Here is a 20130-nt window from a genome sequence, read left to right on the forward strand (position 1 = left end):
GGTGGTCCAAGGAAAGACGCCCCGCTTCCTGCGGGGAAATGCAGGTGCAAGGCCTGCCCGGCGCTCCGACATGAGTCCCGCCCCGTCCTCGGGGCGGGACTCACGTGTGTGCGGGGCCGGGGCGCGGGGAGCGGCGGCTCCCCGCGAAGCCGCCTGCCCACGGGGGTTGCCGAAAGCCGCGGACCGCGGCCGGTCGCCGGCCGTCGGTCGCCGGTCGAGGCGGCACGGCGTCCCTGCCGCCCGCCAAGATGCTCCTACGCGTGTCAGTCCTTCAAGGCGTAGAAGTGCATCGGGGAGTTCGGCTCGAAGCCGATCCGTGGATACACGGGTGCCCCGGCGGCGGTCGCGTGCAGGGTCGCCCGGGTCGTTCCGGTGGCCCGGGCACCCTCGTACAGTGCCTTTCGCGTCACCGCTTCCCCGTAGCCGCGACGCTGCCACCTCGGGTCGGTGGCGACGAGCATGACGAAGAGACGGCCCTCCGCCTCCACCGTGGCGGCGCAGGTCACGGGAGCACCGTTCCGGACGCCCAGATAGGCGTACACCCGGTTCTTCCACAGCGCGGACCAGGCCAGACCGTCACGTCCGTCCTCCAGCGGGAACCCGTACGCGAGGGAGTTGACGTCCGCGAAGGCCCGCAGGTGCTCCTCGGCGGTCACGCGTACGAACGTCAGGTCGGGGTGGGCCGGTTCGGGGATCGGCAACAGGTCTCCCGCCATGCCCGTACCGGGGAAGGCGTGCGCGAGGCCCGCTTGCTCGGCCGCCGCCCCGAGTGCTGCGCGCGCCTCGTCGTCGAGGAGGTCCTCGAAGACCCACAGGAAACCCGGATGCTTCTTCGACCGCATGATCTCCGACGCCTCGTCCAGGCGCTGCTTCACGAGTCCGGCGTCCATGCCGTCCTCGGTCAGCGTGACGCAGTTCCAGAAGGGGAACCGGCAGTCGGCCCAGCGGACGGCGATGCCCGGCAGGTCGCGGACGTCCGCGTCCGGTTCCCGGTCGAGCACCATGACTCGCCAGGCAGCAGCGAGTTGTTCCATCGATTCGATCGAGTCCGCGATATCGCGCATGAGGACCTCCCGATTCGTCGAGTACGCGTAAGCCGTCCCAGTAGTACGCGCCTTCTGCCCGGACGGATCGACGACCCGCGAGGCGTACGCCGCCACTTCAAGCCTTCTGCCGAAGCCCTCGGCTGCCCGGGTGCTCCAGCGGTGGGCTTCAGCCGGACGGGGCGCGGGTTCCGGCACGCGTATGAGGGCGAAAGCCGTGGCGGCGAGCACGAAGGTGACCGCGTCCAGCAGGGCCACTGCCGCGCCGCCGAAGCGGAGGCAGGCCGCGCCCGCACCGACGGGATCAGCCGCAACGGCCAACCGCTCTCCTCGTCGTTCCTCGCCGGGGGCTGCCGGATCGCGCAGAGGGCGCAGGCCCGCCAGCAGCCCGGGGAGCTGGAAGGAGCACCGGTCGAGCGGCCTGTTCCTCTTCTCCGTGCCTTCCGTGCCCTCCGTGCTTTGCTCAACAACCCACTACGGCAAAGGACATGTCCCGCATCGGTCTTCTGTCGGCTCCCCATGTACGGTTCGCGCATGATTCCTGAGGTGTGGGACCGCTTACGTCCCTTCCGTGATGAGGCGATGGCGCAAGGAATACCGGCCGACGATGTGGAGCGATGGCTGACCACCGCCCGCCCCTGCGTGACACTGCAACGGGCCGAGGACGGGGCGGAACCCGTCGTGGGTCGGTTCGGCGGCCCCCTCCTGCTTCCCGTCGACGTCCCCACTCCCCAAGACCCCTTCGTCGCCTCCATCGATCTCGCCGCACTACCGGTCGACGGGACGGACCTGCCCCTGCCACCCGACGGTCACCTGCTGTTCTTCGCCTGGCCCGAGACTCGGGATCGCCGCCCCGCGGGCACAGTGGTGTACGTCCCCGCAGGCGCGGCCGTGACGGAACGGGACAAAAGCTCCTGGAACTCCAGAGGCGTGGCCGAGTACGGCGCGATGTTCGAGAGCTACCCGCAGGGCCCGCTGCGGGCGAGGGTCGAAGCGTCGCTCCCTTACCACTCGTTCGTCGCTCTTCCCGGCGATCCGGGGTACGCATCCCTTCCCGGGCATCCCCGCTGCGGGGAACTCGTCGAAGTCTGGCAGGACATCCAGCCCGACATCGCCCCCGGAGGGCCGTTGCAGATCGGGGGTTACGCGGACGAGGAGGCCGTCGAGTTCGATCCGGTCGCTGTCGCCGCGTCCATTGCCGCGAAGGCGGTGAGAAGGGGCCACTGGGACGGGCCGGTCTCGGCTGACTCCGCTGACTGGGTGCTACTCGCCGACTGGTACGCCGGCAGGTGTGTCGAGGGTTGGGAGGGCTCCACCGTCCACTGGGTGATCCAGCGCGAGGACCTGGCCGCGCGACGCTTCGGGTGTGTGTACACCACGGTCTTCTGGAACCCCTGACCCGTGCCCCGGTTCGCTGGTCCTGGCTTGCTTTTCCAGCGCGCGCGTCACTCGACCTGCTGGGGTTCCCCCCGGCCCTCCGGGAAAGCGCTTCGCGATCTGCGTCGTCGCCTCGGCGTCGCCCCACGGCAGCGGCTGTTTCGACGTGCCGGCCGGCCCGGCGGCCCAGCCCTCCACCCCGGAGTGCGCCATCACCGCCGGTGTACGGCCGCCTTCGACGGCTGCGGGAGCCTGTCCGTATCGGCTGAACGCGGAGTCCTGCGACATCGGTTCGGTTCTCGGACCGCGTGCCCGGGTTCGTGTCCGGGTTCGTGTCCGGGGCCGCGCCCGAGGTCGTGTCCTCGAACGCGAGTTGTTGCGGGACAGGTCGAAGTACCCCTTGACGCCGAGAAGGCTTGGCCGCGATCCGGCATGGACGTTCCTCGAGCTCCGTGACCCGCGGCTCCGGCGTAAAATCATGCAAGCGTGCTTGATTGTTATGGGTGCCCCTGTCATGCTCCACACCACACCGCGCCGCACACCGCCGTGCCCGTGCCCCGAGGGGAGCGCCATCGTGTCCGATCCGTCGTCCGTGATCGACGATCTGCGTGAGGAGAGCGAGCAGGTCGACCGGCTCGTGGCCGGGCTGGGGCCGGAGGACTGGGGGCTCGCGACGCCCGCCGCCGGGTGGGACGTCGCCCATCAGATCGCGCACCTCGCCTGGACCGACCGTTCGGCGCTGCTCGCCGTCACCGACGCGGACGGGTTCCGGAAGCTGGTCGAGCAGGCGCTCGCCGCCCCGCACACCTTCGTCGACGAGGGCGCCGAGGAGTACGCGCGGCTCGCGCCCGCCGAACTGCTCGCGCGGTGGCGCGAGGGGCGGGCGGCGCTGGAGAAGGGGCTGCGGTCCGCGGCCCCCGGTACGCGCTTCCCCTGGTACGGGCCGCCCATGTCGGCGGCCTCCATGGCGACGGCCCGGCTCATGGAGACCTGGGCCCACGGGCTCGACATCGCGGACGCGATCGGTGTGGTGCGGCCCCCCACCGACCGGCTGAGGCATGTGGCCTGGCTCGGAGTGCGGACCCGGGACTTCGCCTACGGAGCGCACGGGCTCACCCCGCCCGCCGACCCCTTCCGCGTCGAACTCGTCGCGCCGGGGGGCGAGCTGTGGGGGTACGGTCCCGTCGACGCCCCGCAGCGCGTCAGCGGGCCCGCGCTCGACTTCTGCCTCCTGGTCACCCAGCGCGCCCACCGCGCCGATCTCGCCCTCACCGCCGACGGGCCCGACGCCGACCGCTGGCTCGACATCGCCCAGGCCTTCGCCGGACCACCCGGCGGCGGACGTCCACCCCAGGGGGAGGGCGAGGACGGCCAGGGGCACACCCCGTGACGGCGGTCCTGCGGATCGGGAACGCCTCCGGGTTCTACGGGGACCGCTTCGACGCCCTGCGCGAGATGCTCACCGGCGGGGAGCTCGACGTCCTCACCGGCGACTACCTCGCCGAGCTGACCATGCTCATCCTCGCCCGCGACCGGCTCAAGGACCCCTCCGCCGGGTACGCCCGCACCTTCCTGCGGCAACTGGAGGAGTGCCTCGGCCTCGCCCACGAGCGGGGGGTGAGGATCGTCGCCAACGCCGGGGGACTCAACCCGGCGGGGCTCGCCGGTGCCGTGCGGGAGCTGGCCGGGCGGCTCGGCATCCCGGTGCGGGTCGCGCACGTCGAGGGCGACGACCTCACCGCCCGCCACCCGGGGAGCCTCGCCGCGCACGCCTACCTCGGCGGCTTCGGCATCGCGGCCTGCCTGCGCGAGGGCGCCGACGTCGTCGTGACGGGGCGGGTCACCGACGCGGCCCTGGTCACCGGTCCGGCCACCGCGCACTTCGGGTGGGCGGGGACGGAGTACGACCGGCTCGCGGGAGCCGTCGTCGCCGGACACGTGCTGGAGTGCGGGGCCCAGGCCACCGGCGGCAACTACGCCTTCTTCGGCGAGCGGCCCCCCGGCGACCTCCTGCGGCCCGGCTTCCCGCTCGCCGAGCTGCACGAGGACGGCAGCAGCGTCATCACCAAGCACCCCGGCACCGGCGGCTTCGTCGACGTCGGCACCGTCACCGCGCAGCTGCTCTACGAGACCGGCGGCGCCCGGTACGCCGGGCCGGACGTCACCGCCCGGCTCGACACCGTACGGCTCACCGAGGACGGGCCCGACCGGGTACGGATCGACGGAGTGCGCGGAGAGGCGCCGCCGCCCACCCTCAAGGTCGGGCTCAACCGGCTCGGCGGTTTCCGCAACGAGGTCGTGTTCGTCCTCACCGGCCTCGACATCGAGGCCAAGGCGGACCTCGTGAAGGAGCAGATGACCGGCGCGCTCGCCAAGTCGCCGCCCGCCGAGGTGCGCTGGGAGCTCGCGCGCACCGACCGGCCCGACGCCGGTACGGAGGAGACCGCGAGCGCGCTGCTGCGGCTCGTCGTGCGGGACCCCGGACAGGAGGCGGTCGGGCGGGCGTTGAGCGGGGCCGCCATCGAGCTGGCGCTGGCCAGTTACCCCGGATTCCATGTGGTGGCGCCACCGGGGAAGGGCGCCCCCTACGGGGTGTTCGAGGATGTGTACGTCCCCCACGGTGCCGTCGACCATGTGGCCGTCCTCCACGACGGCCGCCGCATCCCGGTGGACCGGCCCCACGACACCGCCGTCCTCGCGGACGTGCCGGAGCCGGAGCTGCCCCACCCCCTGCCGTCCGGCCCGGCCCGACGCGCCCCGCTCGGCCTGATCGCCGGCGCCCGCAGCGGGGACAAGGGCGGGAACGCCAACGTCGGGGTGTGGGCGCGCGGCGACGACGCCTGGCGGTGGCTCGCGCACGAGCTGACCGTCGAGCGGTTTCGCGAACTGATCCCCGAGGCCGCCGGCCTGCCCGTCACCCGGCACGTCCTGCCCCGCCTGCGCGCCCTGAACTTCGTCGTCGAGTCCCTCCTCGGCGAGGGCGTCGCCGCGCAGGCCCGTTTCGACCCGCAGGCCAAGGCGCTCGGCGAATGGCTGCGCTCCCGCCACCTGGACATCCCGGAGGCCCTCCTGTGACCGTCCTCGCATCCGCCCTGGACACGGCGGGCCCCGACTACCGGGCCCACCGCGAGGCCATGCTCGGCAAGCTCGCCGCACTCGACACCGAACACGCCAAGGCCCTCGCGGGCGGCGGCGAGAAGTACGTCGAGCGGCACCGGGGGCGCGGCAAGCTGCTCGCCCGCGAACGCATCGAACTCCTCCTCGACCCCGACACCCCGTTCCTGGAGCTGTCCCCGCTGGCCGCCTGGGGGAGCGAGTACACGACCGGCGCCTCCCTGGTCACCGGCATCGGGGTCGTCGAGGGCGTGGAGTGCCTGATCACGGCCAACGACCCGACCGTGCGCGGCGGCGCCAGCAACCCCTGGAGCCTGAAGAAGGCCCTGCGCGCCAACGACATCGCGCTCGCCAACCGGCTACCCGTGATCAGCCTGGTGGAGTCCGGCGGCGCCGACCTGCCCTCGCAGAAGGAGATCTTCATCCCCGGCGGGGCGATCTTCCGGGACCTGACCCGGCTGTCGGCGGCCGGCATCCCGACCGTCGCCGTCGTCTTCGGCAACTCCACCGCCGGGGGCGCGTACATCCCCGGCATGTCCGACCACGTGATCATGGTCAAGGAGCGGGCGAAGGTGTTCCTCGGCGGTCCGCCGCTGGTGAAGATGGCCACCGGGGAGGAGAGCGACGACGAGTCCCTCGGCGGCGCCGACATGCACGCGCGCACGTCCGGCCTCGCCGACTACTTCGCCGTCGACGAACCCGACGCCCTGCGCCAGGCCCGGCGGGTCGTGGCCCGCCTCAACCACCGCAAGGCGTACCCCGATCCGGGGCCGGCCGAGCCGCCCAAGTACGACCAGGACGAGCTGCTGGGCATCGTCCCCGGCGACCTGAAGATCCCCTTCGACCCGCGCGAGGTGATCGCGCGGATCGTCGACGGCTCCGACTTCGACGAGTTCAAACCGCTCTACGGGACCAGCCTGACCACCGGCTGGGCCGCCCTGCACGGCTATCCGATCGGCATCCTCGCGAACGCCCAAGGGGTGCTGTTCAGCGAGGAGTCGCAGAAGGCCGCCCAGTTCATCCAGCTCGCCAACCAGCGCGACATCCCGCTGCTCTTCCTGCACAACACCACCGGCTACATGGTCGGCAAGGAGTACGAACAGGGCGGCATCATCAAGCACGGCGCCATGATGATCAACGCGGTCGGCAACTCGAAGGTCCCCCACCTGTCGGTCCTCCTGGGCGCCTCGTACGGCGCCGGGCACTACGGCATGTGCGGGCGGGCCTACGACCCGCGGTTCCTGTTCGCCTGGCCCGGCGCCAAGTCCGCCGTCATGGGCCCGCAGCAGCTCGCCGGGGTGCTGTCCATCGTCGCCCGCCAGTCGGCGGCGGCGAAGGGCCGGCCCTACGACGACGAGGCGGACGCGGCGCTGCGCGCCATGGTCGAGCAGCAGATCGAGTCCGAGTCGCTGCCCCTGTTCCTGTCGGGGCGGCTGTACGACGACGGCGTCATCGACCCGCGCGACACCCGCACCGTCCTCGGCCTGTGCCTGTCGGCCGTCCACACGGCGCCCTACGAGGGCGTGCGCGGTGGCTTCGGCGTCTTCCGGATGTGAGGGGAACACGGTGATCAGTACTGTCCTCGTCGCCAACCGGGGCGAGATCGCCTGCCGGATCGCCCGCACCTGCGGCGAACTGGGCATCCGGACGGTGACCGTGCACTCGGACGCCGATGCGAACGCCCTGCACGCGCGCGGGGCGGACGAGTCCGTACGCCTCCCGGGGGCGGCGCCCGCCGACACGTATCTGCGCGGCGACCTCCTCGTGAAGGCCGCGCTCGCGGCCGGCGCGGACGCCGTGCACCCCGGCTACGGCTTCCTCTCCGAGAACGCCGACTTCGCGCGCGCCGTCCAGGACGCCGGCCTGGTGTGGATCGGGCCGCCCCCCGAGGCGATCGAGGCGATGGCGTCCAAGACGCGCGCCAAGGAACTCATGGGCATCGCGCCCCTGCGCGAGGTCACCGAGGCCGACCTGCCGGTGCTGGTGAAGGCGGCCGCGGGCGGCGGCGGGCGCGGGATGCGCGTCGTACGCGAGCTCGCCGACCTGGACGCCGAACTGGCCGCCGCGCGCGCGGAGGCCGCGAGCGCCTTCGGCGACGGCGAGGTCTTCGTCGAGCCCTACCTCGGAGGCGACGCGGGCGGACGCCATGTCGAGGTGCAGGTCCTCGCCGACACGCACGGCACGGTGTGGGCGCTCGGCACCCGGGACTGCTCCCTCCAGCGCCGCCACCAGAAGGTGATCGAGGAGTCCCCGGCCCCCGGACTGACCGCGGAACTCACCGCCGAACTCCACGCGCTCGCCGTGCGCGCCGCCCGCGCGGTCGGCTACACCGGCGCCGGAACCGTCGAGTTCCTCGTCGCCGGGGACCGGGCGCACTTCCTGGAGATGAACACCCGGCTGCAAGTGGAACACCCGGTCACGGAAGCCGTGTTCGGCCTCGACCTGGTCGCCGAACAGATCCGCGTCGCCGAGGGCCACCGGCTCGACGGCGACCCGCCCCCCGCGCGCGGGCACGCCGTGGAAGCCCGCCTGTACGCGGAGGACCCCGCCCACGACTGGGCGCCGCAGACCGGCCGCCTGCACCGGCTCGTCGTCCCCGGCGGGGTCCGCCTGGACACCGGGTTCACCGACGGCGACGACATCGGCGTCCACTACGACCCGATGATCGCCAAGGTCGTCGCCCACGCGCCCACCCGCGCGGAGGCGGTCCGCACACTGGCGTCCGCCCTGGAACGGGCGGCGATCCACGGTCCCGTCACCAACCGGGACCTGCTGGTGCGCTCCCTGCGGCACCCGGAGTTCGCGGAAGGCCGCATGGACACCGGCTTCTACGCCCGGCACCTGCCCGCGCTGACCGAGCCGGCCCCCGACCCGTACGCCCCGCTCGCCGCCGCCCTCGCCGACGCCCACGGCCGCTCCCGGTTCGGCGGCTGGCGCAACCTGCCCTCGCAGCCGCAGGTCAAGCGGTACGCCATGGCCGGCGAGGAGCACGAGGCGCGCTACCGGCACACCCGGGACGGGCTCGCCGCCGACACGGCCGGCGGGGCCGGCGGGGTCCAGGTGGTGCACGCCGAGGCCGGGCTCGTCGTCCTCGACGTGGACGGCGTCCGGCGCCGGTTCGAGGTCGGCCGGTACGGCGACCGGGTGTGGGTCAACGGCACCGCCCTCACCGCCCTGCCCCGCTTCCCCGACCCCACTGCCCAGCTCGCGCCGGGCTCCCTGCTGGCCCCGATGCCGGGCACGGTCGTACGCGTCGCGGACGGACTGGCCGCGGGCGCCTCCGTACAAGCCGGAGAGCCCCTGCTCTGGCTGGAGGCGATGAAGATGCAGCACCGGATCTCCGCCCCGGTCACCGGAACACTGACCGCCCTGCACGCGACCGAGGGGCAGCAGGTGGAGGTCGGAGCCCTCCTGGCCGTCGTGGACCCCGCCCGGGCCCCCGCCGGGGACACGGCTTCCGCCTGAGAGCCGCCGCGGAGGCGCCCTCCGCCCGAGACCCCGCCGCGGACACGGCTTCCGCCCGAGATTCCGCCGCGAGCACAGCTTCCACCCGACGTGAAGCCCTTCCCCTAGGAGCGCTCATGCCCGTCATCGAATCCGAAGAGCACAAGGGCCTCCGCGCGGCCGTCTCCGCCCTCGGCAACCGCTACGGCCGCGCCTACTTCACCCGGACCGTCGAAGAAGGCGTGCCCGCCAGTGAACTCTGGGCGGACGCCGGCAAGCTCGGCTACCTCGGCGTCAACCTGCCGGAGGAGTACGGCGGTGGTGGCGGCGGCGTCGCCGAACTGTCCATCGTCCTGGAGGAGCTGGGCGCCGCCGGCTGCCCGCTCCTGCTGCTGGTCGTCTCGCCCGCCATCTGCGGCACGGTCATCGCCCGCTTCGGCACCGAGGCGCAGAAGCGGGAGTGGCTGCCGGGCCTCTCCGACGGCACCCGCACCATGGCGTTCGGCATCACCGAACCCGACGCCGGTTCCAACTCGCACCGCATCACGACCACCGCGCGCCGCGACCCCGACACCGGGGACTGGCTGCTCACCGGCCGCAAGGTGTTCGTCTCCGGCGTCGACATCGCCGACGCCACCCTCATCGTCGGCCGCACCGAGACCGTGTCCGCCAAGGAGGGCCGCACCGGCCACCTCAAGCCGTCCCTGTTCATCGTCCCGCGCGACACCGAGGGCTTCCACCGCCGGAAGATGGACATGGAACTCAGCGCCGCCGAGAAGCAGTTCGAGCTGACCCTCGACGACGTACGGCTGCCCGCCGACGCCCTCGTCGGCGACGAGGACGCGGGTCTGCTCCAGCTGTTCGCCGGGCTCAACCCCGAGCGGATCATGACGGCCGCCTTCGCGATCGGCATGGGCCGCTACGCCCTGACCAAGGCCGTCGAGTACGCGCGGGACCGCACGGTGTGGAAGGCGCCCATCGGCGCGCACCAGGCCATCGCGCACCCTCTCGCGCAGGCGCACATCGAGCTCGAACTGGCCCGCCTGATGATGCAGAAGGCCGCCCACCTCTACGACGCCGGCGACGACGTCGGCGCGGGCGAGGCCGCCAACATGGCCAAGTACGCCGCCGCCGAGGCCTGTGTGAAGGCCGTCGACCAGGCCGTGCACACCCTCGGCGGGAACGGCCTCACGCGCGAGTTCGGCCTCGCCTCGCTGGTGACCGCCGCGCGGGTCTCCCGGATCGCCCCGGTGAGCCGGGAAATGATCCTGAACTACGTCTCCCACCAGACCCTGGGCCTGCCCAAGTCGTACTGAACGGTGGGGGCTTTCACCGGCCGGGGCCGGTGGTGCCGGTGGTGCCGGTAGTGCCGGTGGTTCCGGTGGTTCCGAGCAGCGCCAAGTAGTGCTGAAACAGGCGGTAACCAGTAGTACTGAGAGGCGTCACGGCACATCCAGGAGTACCGAGTCGTACCGAACCGGCACAGCGTTGTGCGAGGAGGAACCATGTTCCGCAGCGAGTACGCAGACGTTCCACCCGTCGATCTCCCCATCCACGACGCGGTGCTCGCGCGCGCCGCCGAGTTCGGGAGCACCCCGGCACTCATCGACGGCACCGACGGCACCACCCTCACCTACGAGCAGGTGGACCGGTTCCACCGGCGCGTCGCCGCCGCTCTCGCCGAGACCGGCGTGCGCAAGGGCGACGTGCTCGCCCTGCACAGCCCCAACACGATCGCCTTCCCGCTCGCCTTCTACGCGGCCACCCGCGCGGGCGCGTCGGTCACCACCATCCATCCGCTCGCCACCGCCGAGGAGTTCGGCAAGCAGCTGGCGGATTCCGGGGCCCGCTGGATCGTCACCGTGTCCCCGCTGCTCCAGACCGCGCGCAGGGCGGCCGAAATCGCGGGCGGCGTCGAGGAGATCCTCGTCTGCGACAGCGCGCCCGGCCACCGCTCGCTGATCGACATGCTGGCCTCCACCGCCCCCGAGCCGCAGGTCGCCATCGACCCCGTCGAGGACGTCGCCGTCCTGCCGTACTCCTCCGGCACCACCGGCACCCCCAAGGGGGTGATGCTCACGCACCGTCAGATCGCCACGAACCTCGCCCAGCTCGAACCGCTGATCACCGCCGGACCCGGCGACCGCATCCTCGCCGTGCTGCCGTTCTTCCACATCTACGGTCTCACGGCCCTGATGAACGCCCCCCTGCGCAGGGGCGCCACCGTCGTCGTCCTGCCGCGCTTCAACCTGGAGACGTTCCTGGCGGCCATCCAGAACCACCGCATCACCGGCCTGTACGTGGCCCCGCCCATCGTCCTGGCGCTCGCCAAGCACCCGCTGGTCGCCGAGTACGACCTCAGCTCCCTGAAGCACGTCATCAGCGCCGCCGCCCCCCTGGACGCGAGCCTCGCCGCCGCCTGCTCGCAGCGGCTCGGCCTGCCGCCCGTCGGCCAGGCGTACGGCATGACGGAACTCTCGCCCGGCACCCACGTCGTCCCCCTGGACGCCATGGACGACGCGCCCCCCGGCACCGTCGGCAAGCTCATCGCCGGCACCGAGATGCGGATCGTCGACCTCGACGACCCGGCCAAGGACCTCGGCCCCGGCGAGTCCGGCGAGATCCTCATCCGCGGCCCCCAGGTCATGAAGGGCTACCTCGGCCGGCCCGACGCCACCGACGCGATGATCGACGAGGACGGCTGGCTGCACACCGGCGACGTCGGGTACGTCGACGGTGGGGGCACCTCCCGCTCATGGGGGTCCCCCCGCTCGAGCGAAGCCGAGAGTGGGGGAGGAGCCGAGAGTGGGGGAGGCTGGCTGTTCGTCGTCGACCGGGTCAAGGAACTCATCAAGTACAAGGGCTTCCAGGTCGCCCCCGCCGAACTCGAGGCGCTGCTCCTGACCCACCCCGGCATCGCCGACGCCGCCGTCATCGGCGTCTACAACGACGACGGCAACGAGGTCCCGCACGCCCACGTCGTCCGCCAGCCGTCCGCCCCCGGGCTCACGGAGAGCGAGGTCATGATGTACGTCGCCGAACACGTCGCCCCGTACAAGCGGGTCCGCCAGGTCACGTTCCTCGACGCCGTCCCCCGCGCGGCCTCCGGGAAGATCCTGCGCCGCGAACTCAGGGCGCGGTCCGAGGAGCCCTCGTGACCCTGATCGGCCGCACGCGCGCGCGGGGCGTCGAGACCCTCAGCCTCGACGCCCCCGAGCGCCGCAACGCCCTGTCCGCCGCCCTCGTCGCCGAGCTGGCCGACGCGCTCACCGACGCCGGCCGGGACGGCGGCGTCCGCGCGGTCGTGCTCACGCACACCGGGAACACCTTCAGCGCGGGCGCCGACCTGCGCGACCCGCCGGCACCTCAGGACCTCACCGGCCTGCTGAAGCAGCTGCTCGAACTGCCGAAACCGGTCGTCGCGCGGGTCACCGGGCACGTCCGCGCGGGCGGCCTCGGACTGCTCGGCGCCTGCGACATCGCCGCCGCCTCGGACGCGGCCACGTTCGCCTTCACCGAGGTCCGCATCGGCGTCGCCCCCGCCGTCATCTCCCTGCCGCTGCTGCCCCGCACCGACCCGCGCGCGCTCGCCCGCTACTACCTCACCGGGGAGCGCCTCGACGCCGCCGAAGCCGTCCGCACCGGCCTGCTCACCGCGTACGGCGAGGACGTCGACGAGGTCCTCGCCCCCGTCCTCGACGGTCTGCGCCGAGCCGCCCCCGAGGCCCTGGCCGAGACGAAACGGCTGCTCACGGCTAGGGTGCTGGAAACCTTCGACCGGGACGCCGCCGACCTGACCGCGCTCTCGGCCCGCCTCTTCTCCTCCGCCACCGCGCGCGAGGGGATGACGGCCTTCCTCGAACGACGGGATCCGGAATGGACGGTTTGAGCACGACCGACCGCAGTGACCGCAGTGACCGTGCCGAACGCGTCCCCAAGCAGGACCGCAGCCGGGCCACCCGGCAGCGCCTCCTGGAAGCCGCCGTGGCCTGCCTCGCCGAACACGGCTGGGCGGGCTCCACGGTCCTCGTCGTCGCCGAACGCGCGGGCGTCTCCCGGGGCGCGGCCCAGCACCACTTCCCGACCCGCGAGGACCTCTTCACGGCCGCCGTGGAGTACGTGGCCGAGGAACGCTCCACCGCCCTGCGCGCCCTCTTCCCCGCCGGCACCACCGCCGGTGACCGCCGCGCGGCGGTCACCGCCCTGATCGACCTCTACACCGGTCCTCTGTTCCGTGCCGCCCTCCACCTGTGGGTCGCCGCCTCCAACGAGGAGCAGTTGCGGCCCCGCGTGACCGAGCTGGAATCCCGTATCGGCCGCGAGAGCCACCGCGTCGCCGTGGACCTCCTCGCCGCCGACGAGACCCGCCCCGGCGTCCGCGAGACCGTCCAGGGCTTCCTCGACATGGCCCGTGGCCTGGGCCTCGCCACCCTCCTCACCGACGACGCGGCCCGGCGCGAACGGGTGGTACGGCAGTGGGCGGCCCTGCTGGACGAGGTGCTGGGCCGAAGGCTCACGGGCTGAGCCGCTCCACCCGCCAGCCGCCGTCGGGCCGGGCCACGTACCGCAGGCGGTCGTGGAGGCGGTTCTCGCGGCCCTGCCAGAACTCCACCGCCTGCGGGGCCACCCGGAAGCCGCCCCAGTGCGGCGGGACCGGCACCTGCTCGCCCTCCGGATACCGGGCCGCCAGTTCCGCGTACGCCGCGTCCAGGTCCGCACGGTCGGCCAGCACCGACGACTGGCCGCTCGCCCACGCGCCCAGCTGCGAGCCGTGCGGCCGGGTGCGGAAGTAGGCGGCCGTCTCGTCCCGGCCGGTGCGCCGCGCGACTCCGTTGACGATGACCTGCCGGGCCATCGGATGCCACGGGAACAGCAGCGAGACGTACGGGTTCCCGGTCAGCTCACGCCCCTTGCGGGAGTCGTAGTTCGTGTAGAACACGAACCCCCGCTCGTCGAAGTGCTTCAGCAGCACCGTGCGGGAGCTGGGCCGGCCCTGGGCGTCCGCCGTGGACACGACCATCGCGTTCGGCTCGAACAGGCCGCCCTCCGTCGCCGCCTGTTTGAACCAGCGCGCGAACTGCTCCAGGGGAGTGGCGGCCAGCTCGGTCTCGGAAAGCCCCTCGGCCCGGTACTGCTTGCGCATCGAGGCGAGAGCGGGGGGAGCGGCGTCGCGGTCGGTCACGCTGTCATCCTGCCGCATGCGCGGATCCTGCGGGAACGCTGTCCCCGGCACTCCAGCCGGACTTTGCCGTCCGACCCGGGACGTTTGAAGTCGACCGCGCGGTCCGAGCGCGCGGGGCAGGTGCCGGGCGGGCCGCGCGCCTTCAGTCGGTCGAGGAGGGGATCGGTCCCGGTGACCGCGGCAGGCAGGCCACCGGAGAGGGTGTACGTGCCGGCCCGCAGCAGCCGGGCGCCGGAGATCTGTCCGACGGCATCGGGTCGGGTGGCGAACGCGTACGGCAGGTCCACCTCGGTGAGAACCGGCGCGACGCGCTCCTCGCTCCCGGAGGTCTGCAGGCGCAGGCCTGGCGCGGTCGCCCGCAGCCGCGGCAGGCGGGCCGCCGTCCGTCTGTCGTCCTAGTGGTCCTCGTCGTCGTCCTCGTCCTCCTCTTCGTCATGGTCGTCCTCCTCGTCCTCCTCGGCTTCGTCATGGTCGTCCTCCTTGCCGTCGCCGGGCGGGACGCTGATGCCTGTTTCCGGGTCTGTCGGGAGGTCCGAGGGAGAAGGGGCGGCAGTTATGGGGGGTGCTGCGGGAGTGGCTGATCCCTCGGGCTGTGTGTTCTGGCCAGGGGGGTTCACGATCGAGGTGTTCTCTCCCGCGGGCTGTGTCTTGTCGGAGGTGAACGTGATGCCGTCGGTGATCATTGACATGACAAAGAGGACGCCGAGGAGGACGAGCCCCGCGGCAGCGGCGGTGACGGCGGTGGCCATGCGGTCGCCCAGTCGGTCCCACAGCCCGGTTCGGTGCTCGTCGGGTTGATCGTCGAGGGGGCCCGGTGCCGTGGGGGAGACCGCGGTGTCGCCGGGTGGCGGCCCGGGGAGCCCGGTGATGACGAAGGCTTCGCCACTGGTGGTTGTGAAATCGAACGGTTCGCCTGCCGCAGCCCGGTCGTCCTGGCGCGCATGCGGAGGGGGCATGTGGGTCGCGTCGGCAGTCGTGGACCACGAGGATCCGGTTTCGGGGTCGGGTGACACGGTGTCCTTTCTCTCGGTCGGGGAAAGGCCGCTGTCCGGCGGTCCGTTGAAGCGGTGAGGCTTCGCTGGGGATGCCTGACCGGGTTCGCCCCACACCCTAGGAGACCGTGGGCGAGGGCGGGACAGCGTTATGACAGCGGATAGTCAAGGAACGGCCAACGCCTTGCCGTCTCCGGTCAGGCTGTCGGTCGGCCCACGAAGCGCACCGATGAGGCTGCCGACGGTGTTGGCCGCGGGCCGGAAGGGCGGGGCGCCGAGCACGCTCTCGATCGAGCGGGCCGGCTCCAGCCGGGCGGCCACGCCCGGCAGTGTGGACCGGTCGTCGCCGGACCCCGGCCGCGCCCCTTCGCACCGCGGTGAGAGCGACCACCCGCCACGATGTCTGAACGTTGAGCACCTCCAGTGCGTACTCGAGGGTGGCGGCCTCGCCGGAGGCCCCGCGGTCCTGCCGCCTGGTCACGCCCACTTCACCGTCACCCCTCAGGACTTGTGAGTCTGCCGATGCGTGTCTTGTTGATCGAGGACGACGACCGGGTGGCCGGTCCGCTGGTGGAGGGGCTGAACCGCTTCGGGTTCACCGTCGACCGTGCCCGCACCGGGAGGGAGGGGCTTGCCGCCGGGGAGGCCGACATGGTCCTGCTGGACCTGGGACTGCCCGACATCGACGGCATCGAAGTGTGCCGGGCGCTCCGGCTCCGCTCCCAGGTGCCCATCATCATCATCACCGCGAGGAGCGATGAGGTCGACCGGGTCCTCGGCCTGGAGATCGGCGCCGACGACTACGTGTCCAAGCCGTTCGGAGTCAGGGAGCTCATAGCCCGGATCCGGGCCGTCACCCGCCGTGCCCAGGCCGCGTCCACCGCAGCCGGTCCGTCCCTGTCCGGGCCGGGTGCCGGGGGACCGGCCGAGCCGGCCGGCTGCCTCCAGCGGATCGGCCCGTTGACGATCGACCGCCGAACCCACCAAGTACACCTGGACCGGACCCCGATCGCGCTGTCGCCGAAGGAATTCGACCTGCTGGCCTGCCTGGCCGACGATCCCGGAGCCGTCTGCACCCGGCAGCACATTCTGGACACCGTGTGGCATCCGAACTACTTCGGCCCGACCAAGACGCTGGACGTGCACATCGCCGCTCTGCGGCGCAAGCTCGGCGACTCCGCCTGGATCGACACCATCCGCGGGGTGGGGTTCCGGCTCCAGCCGCCCGTCGGCCCCCAGCCGCCCGTGGGCCCCCAGCCGCCCGTGGGCCCCCAACCGGCCGTTCCGGTGTGGCAGGCGTCCCCCTGGGGCGTCAGGTGACGCGCCGTCTCCTGCTCAGCTACCTCAGCCTCACGATGCTCGTCCTGCTCGGCCTGGAAGTGCCGCTCGGCTACTTCTACGCCCGCGGCGAGATCTCCCGCTTCACCGGGGACGGACGGCACTCGGCCGAGCTGCTGGCGCAGGTCCTGGAGGTCAGGGTCGAACGGCGGGCGGCGGCCGAAGTGCCGGCGCTGGCAGCCGACTTCGCCCGGGAGAACGGCGGCCGTGTCGTCGTCGTGGACGACACCGGCAGAGTGCTCGCCGACTCGCACGACGCCGTCGCCACCGGAACGGACCTGTCCGCCGAGCCCGACATCGCCACCGCCCTGCGCGACCGGTCCATGTCCACGACCCGCGAGGACCGCGCCGTGGACGGCGACGCGTTCACCGTCACCGTGCCGGGCTCCTCCGGAACCACCGTCCGCTGCGTGGTGCGCGTCTCCTACCCGGTCGCCCCCTTGACGTCGAGGATCCAAGGAACGTGGATGACCCTGGCCCTCATCGGCCTGGGCGTACTGATCGCCGTGGCGGCGATCGCCTTCGCGCTGGCCCACTGGGTCACCGGCCCCGTACGGGCCCTGGAGCACGCCACCGCCGAACTCGCCGACGGCAGCCTCAAGGACCCTCCCGTCATCACTCAGGGACCGCCCGAACTGCGCCGTCTCGCCTCCACGTTCTCGCGGACCGCGATGCGGCTGCAGCATCTGCTGCACGCGCAGCGGGCGTTCGCCTCCGAAGCATCCCACCAGCTCAAGACCCCGTTGACAGCGTTGCGTCTGCGGTTGGAGAACTTCGAGCCCTACCTCGACCCGCGCGCTCACGACAGTCTCGACGAGGCGGTCGGGGAAGTGGAACGGCTCGGTCGCATGGTGCAGGGGCTGCTCGCCCTGGCCCGGCTGGAGAACTCCGCGAGCACTCCGGAGGCCACCGACCTCGACGCCGTCGTCGCCGACCGTGCGGTCACCTGGGCCGCCTTCGCCGCCGAGCACTACGTCGACATCGTCGTGACCGGAGAGCAGGCCGGCCAGGTGTGGGCGATTCCCGGCGCCCTGGAACAGGTCGTCGACAACCTGCTTTCCAACGCGCTGCGGGTCTCGCCGCCGGGGACCACCATCACGTTGGCCAGGACGCTCACCGGCGGCCCGCGGACATCCGGCGTCGAGCTGCATGTGATCGACCAGGGCCCCGGCATGACCGAAACCGAGCGTCGGCGTGCCTTCGACCGCTTCTGGCGGGCGGCCGATTCCTACCACGAGGGCACGGGACTCGGCCTGCCCATCGTTCAGCAGCTCACCCGGGCCGGCGGCGGTGATGTGGTCCTCGACGCCGCGCCCGGCGGCGGCCTCGACGCCGTCGTCCGGCTGAGGCCCGCCGGGGAACATCGCGTCGCGCCGAACCGCGGTCCGCGCTCCGCGGCGCGCAAAGCACCGGTGTCGGCGTTCTGACCGACGGGCTCGACCACGTACAAGTAGAGGTGCCCGGTGTCGCCGTACCCCAGGTCCTGCGAGAGATCCGTCGGTTCCCGGCCGCGCGCCACCGGTCCACCGACGTCGCGCTCCGCAACGCCCTCCCGGCCGCCCGTCGACAGCCCCGCCGCTCCAAGAAATCGATCGGCGCCCCTCACGCGCCGCCTCTGAACATTGGCCGCCCGTTAACTGTTTGCTGGCGAACCACTGGACCAACCCGGCCGCTGCCGGCCATATGGTCGTTGCCATCACTCGGCGTGCGTCCCGTGGCCCTCCCACGGTGGGGCGAACGTCCGCGCCCTCAGCCTCAGCCTGCCGAGGAGAAAGCCGTGCCCCCAGGATCCGACCGCTCCACGCCACCGACACCGCAGGACGAGCGGATTGTCCCGCACGCGCCGTCACCCGCACTCGACGGCCCTCCGCGCACGGAGGCGTCACCCGGGGCCGGGACCGAGGGGAACGGAGAGCGGGCCCAGGGCGCCTCGCCCACCGTGCGGCTGCTGCTCGTCGAGGACGACGACCGGATCGCCGCGCCCTTGGCCGAGGGGCTGAGCCGCCACGGCTTCACGGTGGACCGGGCCGCCACGGGCGCCACCGCCCTGGTGGCGCCCACGACCGACCTCGTGCTGCTCGACCTCGGACTGCCCGACATGGACGGCATCGACGTCTGCCGGACGTTGCGCTCCCGCTCCGCCGTGCCGATCATCATGATCACCGCCCGGAGCGAGGAGACCGACCGTGTCGCCGGCCTGGAGGTCGGGGCGGACGACTACCTCGTCAAACCCTTCGGTGTACGGGAGTTGGTGGCCCGCATCCGGGCCGTCACCCGCCGCACCCCTCCTCGCCGCCACTTCTCGTCGAGCCTCGGCACAGCGGCACCGTCCGCCGTCTCCTCCCCCACCCCCACGCGGCATCGGGCTCCCGCGACGCCGTACGTCCAGCACGTCGGCCCGCTGACCATCGACCGGCGTACCCGGGAGGTCACCGTCGGCGAGGAATCGCTCGCGCTCACACCGAAGGAGTTCGGCATCCTGGCCTGTCTGGCAGGTGACCCCGGTGCGGTGTGGTACCGCCGGCAGATCATGGACGAGGTGTGGGGGCCTCACTTCTTCGGTCCCACCAGGACGTTGGACGTGCATGTGGCGGCACTGCGCCGCAAGCTGGGTGACCCCTCCTGGATCACCACCCTCCACGGGGTCGGATTCCGCCTGGCCGTGCCCTCGGGCAGCGGCACGTCCGCCGGGCCGACGCCCCCCGCGAGCGACGGCAGCCGATGACCGGGACCGACACCCGACCGCCCGCATAGCTCCCGGCAGGGCAACCGAGCCCGAGGCCCGGACTGTCACCACGCTCCCGAGGGGACGCGGTTCGCCCGCCTCCTGGCCTTCGGGCACACGGAGCCGGAAACCGACACCGCGAGCGGTGACGCTCCAGGCCGGGTCGCCGAGCTTGCGGCGCGGCATCGCGACACGGGCGTCGAGCGTCCTGCCGGGCCGAAGAAGTGCGAGTCCCCCACCGTGTCGAGGATCTGCCGACGGCTGTGCGCGGCACGCGGCACCGGGAGCCTGTGCGAGGCGGGCGAACAGGTCGAACTCCCGGAGCGAGAACGCGACGTCGTTGCCGTGGAGGCGGACCCGGCGGGTGCGCCGGTCGATCTGCGGCGGGCCGAGCCGCTGTGATGCGGGCGCACGCTCCGGTCCCGAGGCACCGGCCAACGCCGTGGCCACCGCGGGGAGAGCGCCGGTACGACGCGTGACAGCCCGCGTGCGGGCCGTCGACTCCCGTACGCCGAAAGGCTCGGCCGCACAGTCGTCCGCGCCCGCTTCCAGGCCGGCGAGGCCGGTCACCCGGGTGCGGAGACCCGTCTCACCCTTCGGCGGGATCCCGAGCAAAGGGATAAGGAAAAGCCAGCAGGGAGTTAAGAGCAACAAGATTCCGCGAGCGCTTCACCAAGGTTCCGATCAGCGCCCGGGATTCCCGCCCTCCCGGCCCAATACTCGCTGTTGTCACATCCATCGACGTGGAGGGAACGACCATGCGGAAGAGGAACGCGATCGCAGCGATCGTGGTGAGCGGAATCATGGTGGGCGGCGCCGGTATCGCCATGGGCAGTGAGGTGACGGAGGGGTCCTCCGCACGGGAATCGGCCGTGCAGGTCCGGGCGGACAAGGCGTCGGGGCTCGGGGCGCAGG

At 72.5% G+C, this 20130-nt stretch carries 17 protein-coding genes and 1 pseudogene; 13 read left to right on the top strand and 5 right to left on the bottom strand.

Annotation, left to right across the window (positions count from 1 at the left end; all coding sequences use genetic code 11):
- Positions 1-263: 263 nt before the first annotated feature.
- Positions 264-1064: a GNAT family N-acetyltransferase gene (locus AOK11_RS13645; RefSeq protein ID WP_055593981.1), complete on the bottom strand. Its 801-nt coding sequence runs from the start codon at positions 1062-1064 to the stop codon at positions 264-266.
- A 513-nt stretch (positions 1065-1577) separates the two neighbouring features.
- Here AOK11_RS13645 and AOK11_RS13650 point away from each other — a divergent pair.
- The 9 genes from AOK11_RS13650 (at position 1578) to AOK11_RS13690 (ending at position 13502) form a co-directional block, all read left to right on the top strand.
- On the top strand, positions 1578-2441 hold the full coding sequence (locus AOK11_RS13650; RefSeq protein ID WP_063793473.1) for a DUF1963 domain-containing protein: 864 nt from the start codon (positions 1578-1580) through the stop codon (positions 2439-2441).
- A gap of 553 nt (positions 2442-2994) precedes the next feature.
- Positions 2995-3810 carry a TIGR03084 family metal-binding protein gene (locus AOK11_RS13655; RefSeq protein ID WP_055593967.1) on the top strand — a complete coding sequence of 272 codons (816 nt, stop codon included), beginning with the start codon at positions 2995-2997 and terminating at the stop codon, positions 3808-3810.
- Positions 3807-5495, top strand: a complete 1689-nt coding sequence (locus AOK11_RS13660) for an acyclic terpene utilization AtuA family protein (protein ID WP_055593968.1) — start codon at positions 3807-3809, stop codon at positions 5493-5495. Before AOK11_RS13655 ends, AOK11_RS13660 begins: the two co-directional genes overlap by 4 nt.
- Positions 5492-7090 (top strand): acyl-CoA carboxylase subunit beta, encoded by a 1599-nt coding sequence (locus AOK11_RS13665; RefSeq protein ID WP_055593969.1) that lies wholly within the window; start codon positions 5492-5494, stop codon positions 7088-7090. The genes AOK11_RS13660 and AOK11_RS13665 overlap by 4 nt, the downstream gene beginning before the upstream one ends.
- 10 nt (positions 7091-7100) lie before the next feature.
- Positions 7101-8999, top strand: coding sequence for an acetyl/propionyl/methylcrotonyl-CoA carboxylase subunit alpha (locus AOK11_RS13670; RefSeq protein ID WP_055593970.1), 1899 nt, complete (start codon positions 7101-7103; stop codon positions 8997-8999).
- A 116-nt stretch (positions 9000-9115) separates the two neighbouring features.
- On the top strand, positions 9116-10294 hold the full coding sequence (locus AOK11_RS13675; protein WP_055593971.1) for an acyl-CoA dehydrogenase family protein: 1179 nt from the start codon (positions 9116-9118) through the stop codon (positions 10292-10294).
- Between the two features lie 189 nt (positions 10295-10483).
- Positions 10484-12136, top strand: coding sequence for a 4-coumarate--CoA ligase family protein (locus AOK11_RS13680; protein WP_055593972.1), 1653 nt, complete (start codon positions 10484-10486; stop codon positions 12134-12136).
- On the top strand, positions 12133-12867 hold the full coding sequence (locus AOK11_RS13685) for an enoyl-CoA hydratase family protein (protein ID WP_055593973.1): 735 nt from the start codon (positions 12133-12135) through the stop codon (positions 12865-12867). Before AOK11_RS13680 ends, AOK11_RS13685 begins: the two co-directional genes overlap by 4 nt.
- Positions 12855-13502 carry a TetR/AcrR family transcriptional regulator gene (locus AOK11_RS13690; RefSeq protein ID WP_055593974.1) on the top strand — a complete coding sequence of 216 codons (648 nt, stop codon included), beginning with the start codon at positions 12855-12857 and terminating at the stop codon, positions 13500-13502. The genes AOK11_RS13685 and AOK11_RS13690 overlap by 13 nt, the downstream gene beginning before the upstream one ends.
- Here the strand turns inward: AOK11_RS13690 and pdxH are convergent.
- From pdxH to AOK11_RS42800, 4 genes and pseudogenes are all read right to left on the bottom strand, one after another.
- Positions 13492-14178, bottom strand: a complete 687-nt coding sequence (gene pdxH / locus AOK11_RS13695; protein WP_206188835.1) for a pyridoxamine 5'-phosphate oxidase — start codon at positions 14176-14178, stop codon at positions 13492-13494. The two genes, AOK11_RS13690 and pdxH, sit on opposite strands and share 11 nt — an antisense overlap.
- 66 nt (positions 14179-14244) lie before the next feature.
- Positions 14245-14537 (bottom strand): annotated as a pseudogene (locus AOK11_RS13700) (hypothetical protein); the annotation flags it as partial.
- Between the two features lie 18 nt (positions 14538-14555).
- Positions 14556-14909 (bottom strand): hypothetical protein, encoded by a 354-nt coding sequence (locus AOK11_RS42795; RefSeq protein ID WP_157869354.1) that lies wholly within the window; start codon positions 14907-14909, stop codon positions 14556-14558.
- A 408-nt stretch (positions 14910-15317) separates the two neighbouring features.
- A complete protein-coding gene (locus AOK11_RS42800) occupies positions 15318-15473 on the bottom strand; it encodes a hypothetical protein (protein ID WP_157869355.1) in 156 nt (51 codons plus the stop codon).
- Between the two features lie 201 nt (positions 15474-15674).
- Here AOK11_RS42800 and AOK11_RS13710 point away from each other — a divergent pair, with 201 nt between their 5' ends.
- From AOK11_RS13710 to AOK11_RS42805, 4 genes are all read left to right on the top strand, one after another.
- Positions 15675-16472: a response regulator transcription factor gene (locus AOK11_RS13710; protein WP_055593978.1), complete on the top strand. Its 798-nt coding sequence runs from the start codon at positions 15675-15677 to the stop codon at positions 16470-16472.
- Positions 16469-17917: a sensor histidine kinase gene (locus tag AOK11_RS13715; RefSeq protein WP_055593979.1), complete on the top strand. Its 1449-nt coding sequence runs from the start codon at positions 16469-16471 to the stop codon at positions 17915-17917. Before AOK11_RS13710 ends, AOK11_RS13715 begins: the two co-directional genes overlap by 4 nt.
- Before the next feature lie 512 nt (positions 17918-18429).
- Positions 18430-19215, top strand: coding sequence for a response regulator transcription factor (locus tag AOK11_RS13720; RefSeq protein ID WP_055593980.1), 786 nt, complete (start codon positions 18430-18432; stop codon positions 19213-19215).
- A 240-nt stretch (positions 19216-19455) separates the two neighbouring features.
- The gene (locus AOK11_RS42805) at positions 19456-19617 is read left to right on the top strand and encodes a hypothetical protein (protein WP_157869356.1); all 162 of its coding nucleotides are present in this window, start codon (positions 19456-19458) and stop codon (positions 19615-19617) included.
- Positions 19618-20130 lie beyond the last annotated feature (513 nt).

The organism is Streptomyces hirsutus (assembly GCF_001418415.1).
GTDB lineage: Bacteria > Actinomycetota > Actinomycetes > Streptomycetales > Streptomycetaceae > Streptomyces > Streptomyces hirsutus.

Bases quoted from the DNA above. Each gene is read 5' to 3' on its own strand.
- AOK11_RS13645 (WP_055593981.1), bottom strand. From the start codon at position 1,064: ATGCGCGATATCGCGGACTCGATCGAATCGATGGAACAACTCGCTGCT.
- AOK11_RS13650 (WP_063793473.1), top strand. From the start codon at position 1,578: ATGATTCCTGAGGTGTGGGACCGCTTACGTCCCTTCCGTGATGAGGCG.
- AOK11_RS13675 (WP_055593971.1), top strand. From the start codon at position 9,116: ATGCCCGTCATCGAATCCGAAGAGCACAAGGGCCTCCGCGCGGCCGTC.
- AOK11_RS13680 (WP_055593972.1), top strand. From the start codon at position 10,484: ATGTTCCGCAGCGAGTACGCAGACGTTCCACCCGTCGATCTCCCCATC.
- AOK11_RS13690 (WP_055593974.1), top strand. From the start codon at position 12,855: ATGGACGGTTTGAGCACGACCGACCGCAGTGACCGCAGTGACCGTGCC.
- pdxH (WP_206188835.1), bottom strand. From the start codon at position 14,178: ATGCGGCAGGATGACAGCGTGACCGACCGCGACGCCGCTCCCCCCGCT.
- AOK11_RS42795 (WP_157869354.1), bottom strand. From the start codon at position 14,909: ATGGCCACCGCCGTCACCGCCGCTGCCGCGGGGCTCGTCCTCCTCGGC.
- AOK11_RS13710 (WP_055593978.1), top strand. From the start codon at position 15,675: ATGCGTGTCTTGTTGATCGAGGACGACGACCGGGTGGCCGGTCCGCTG.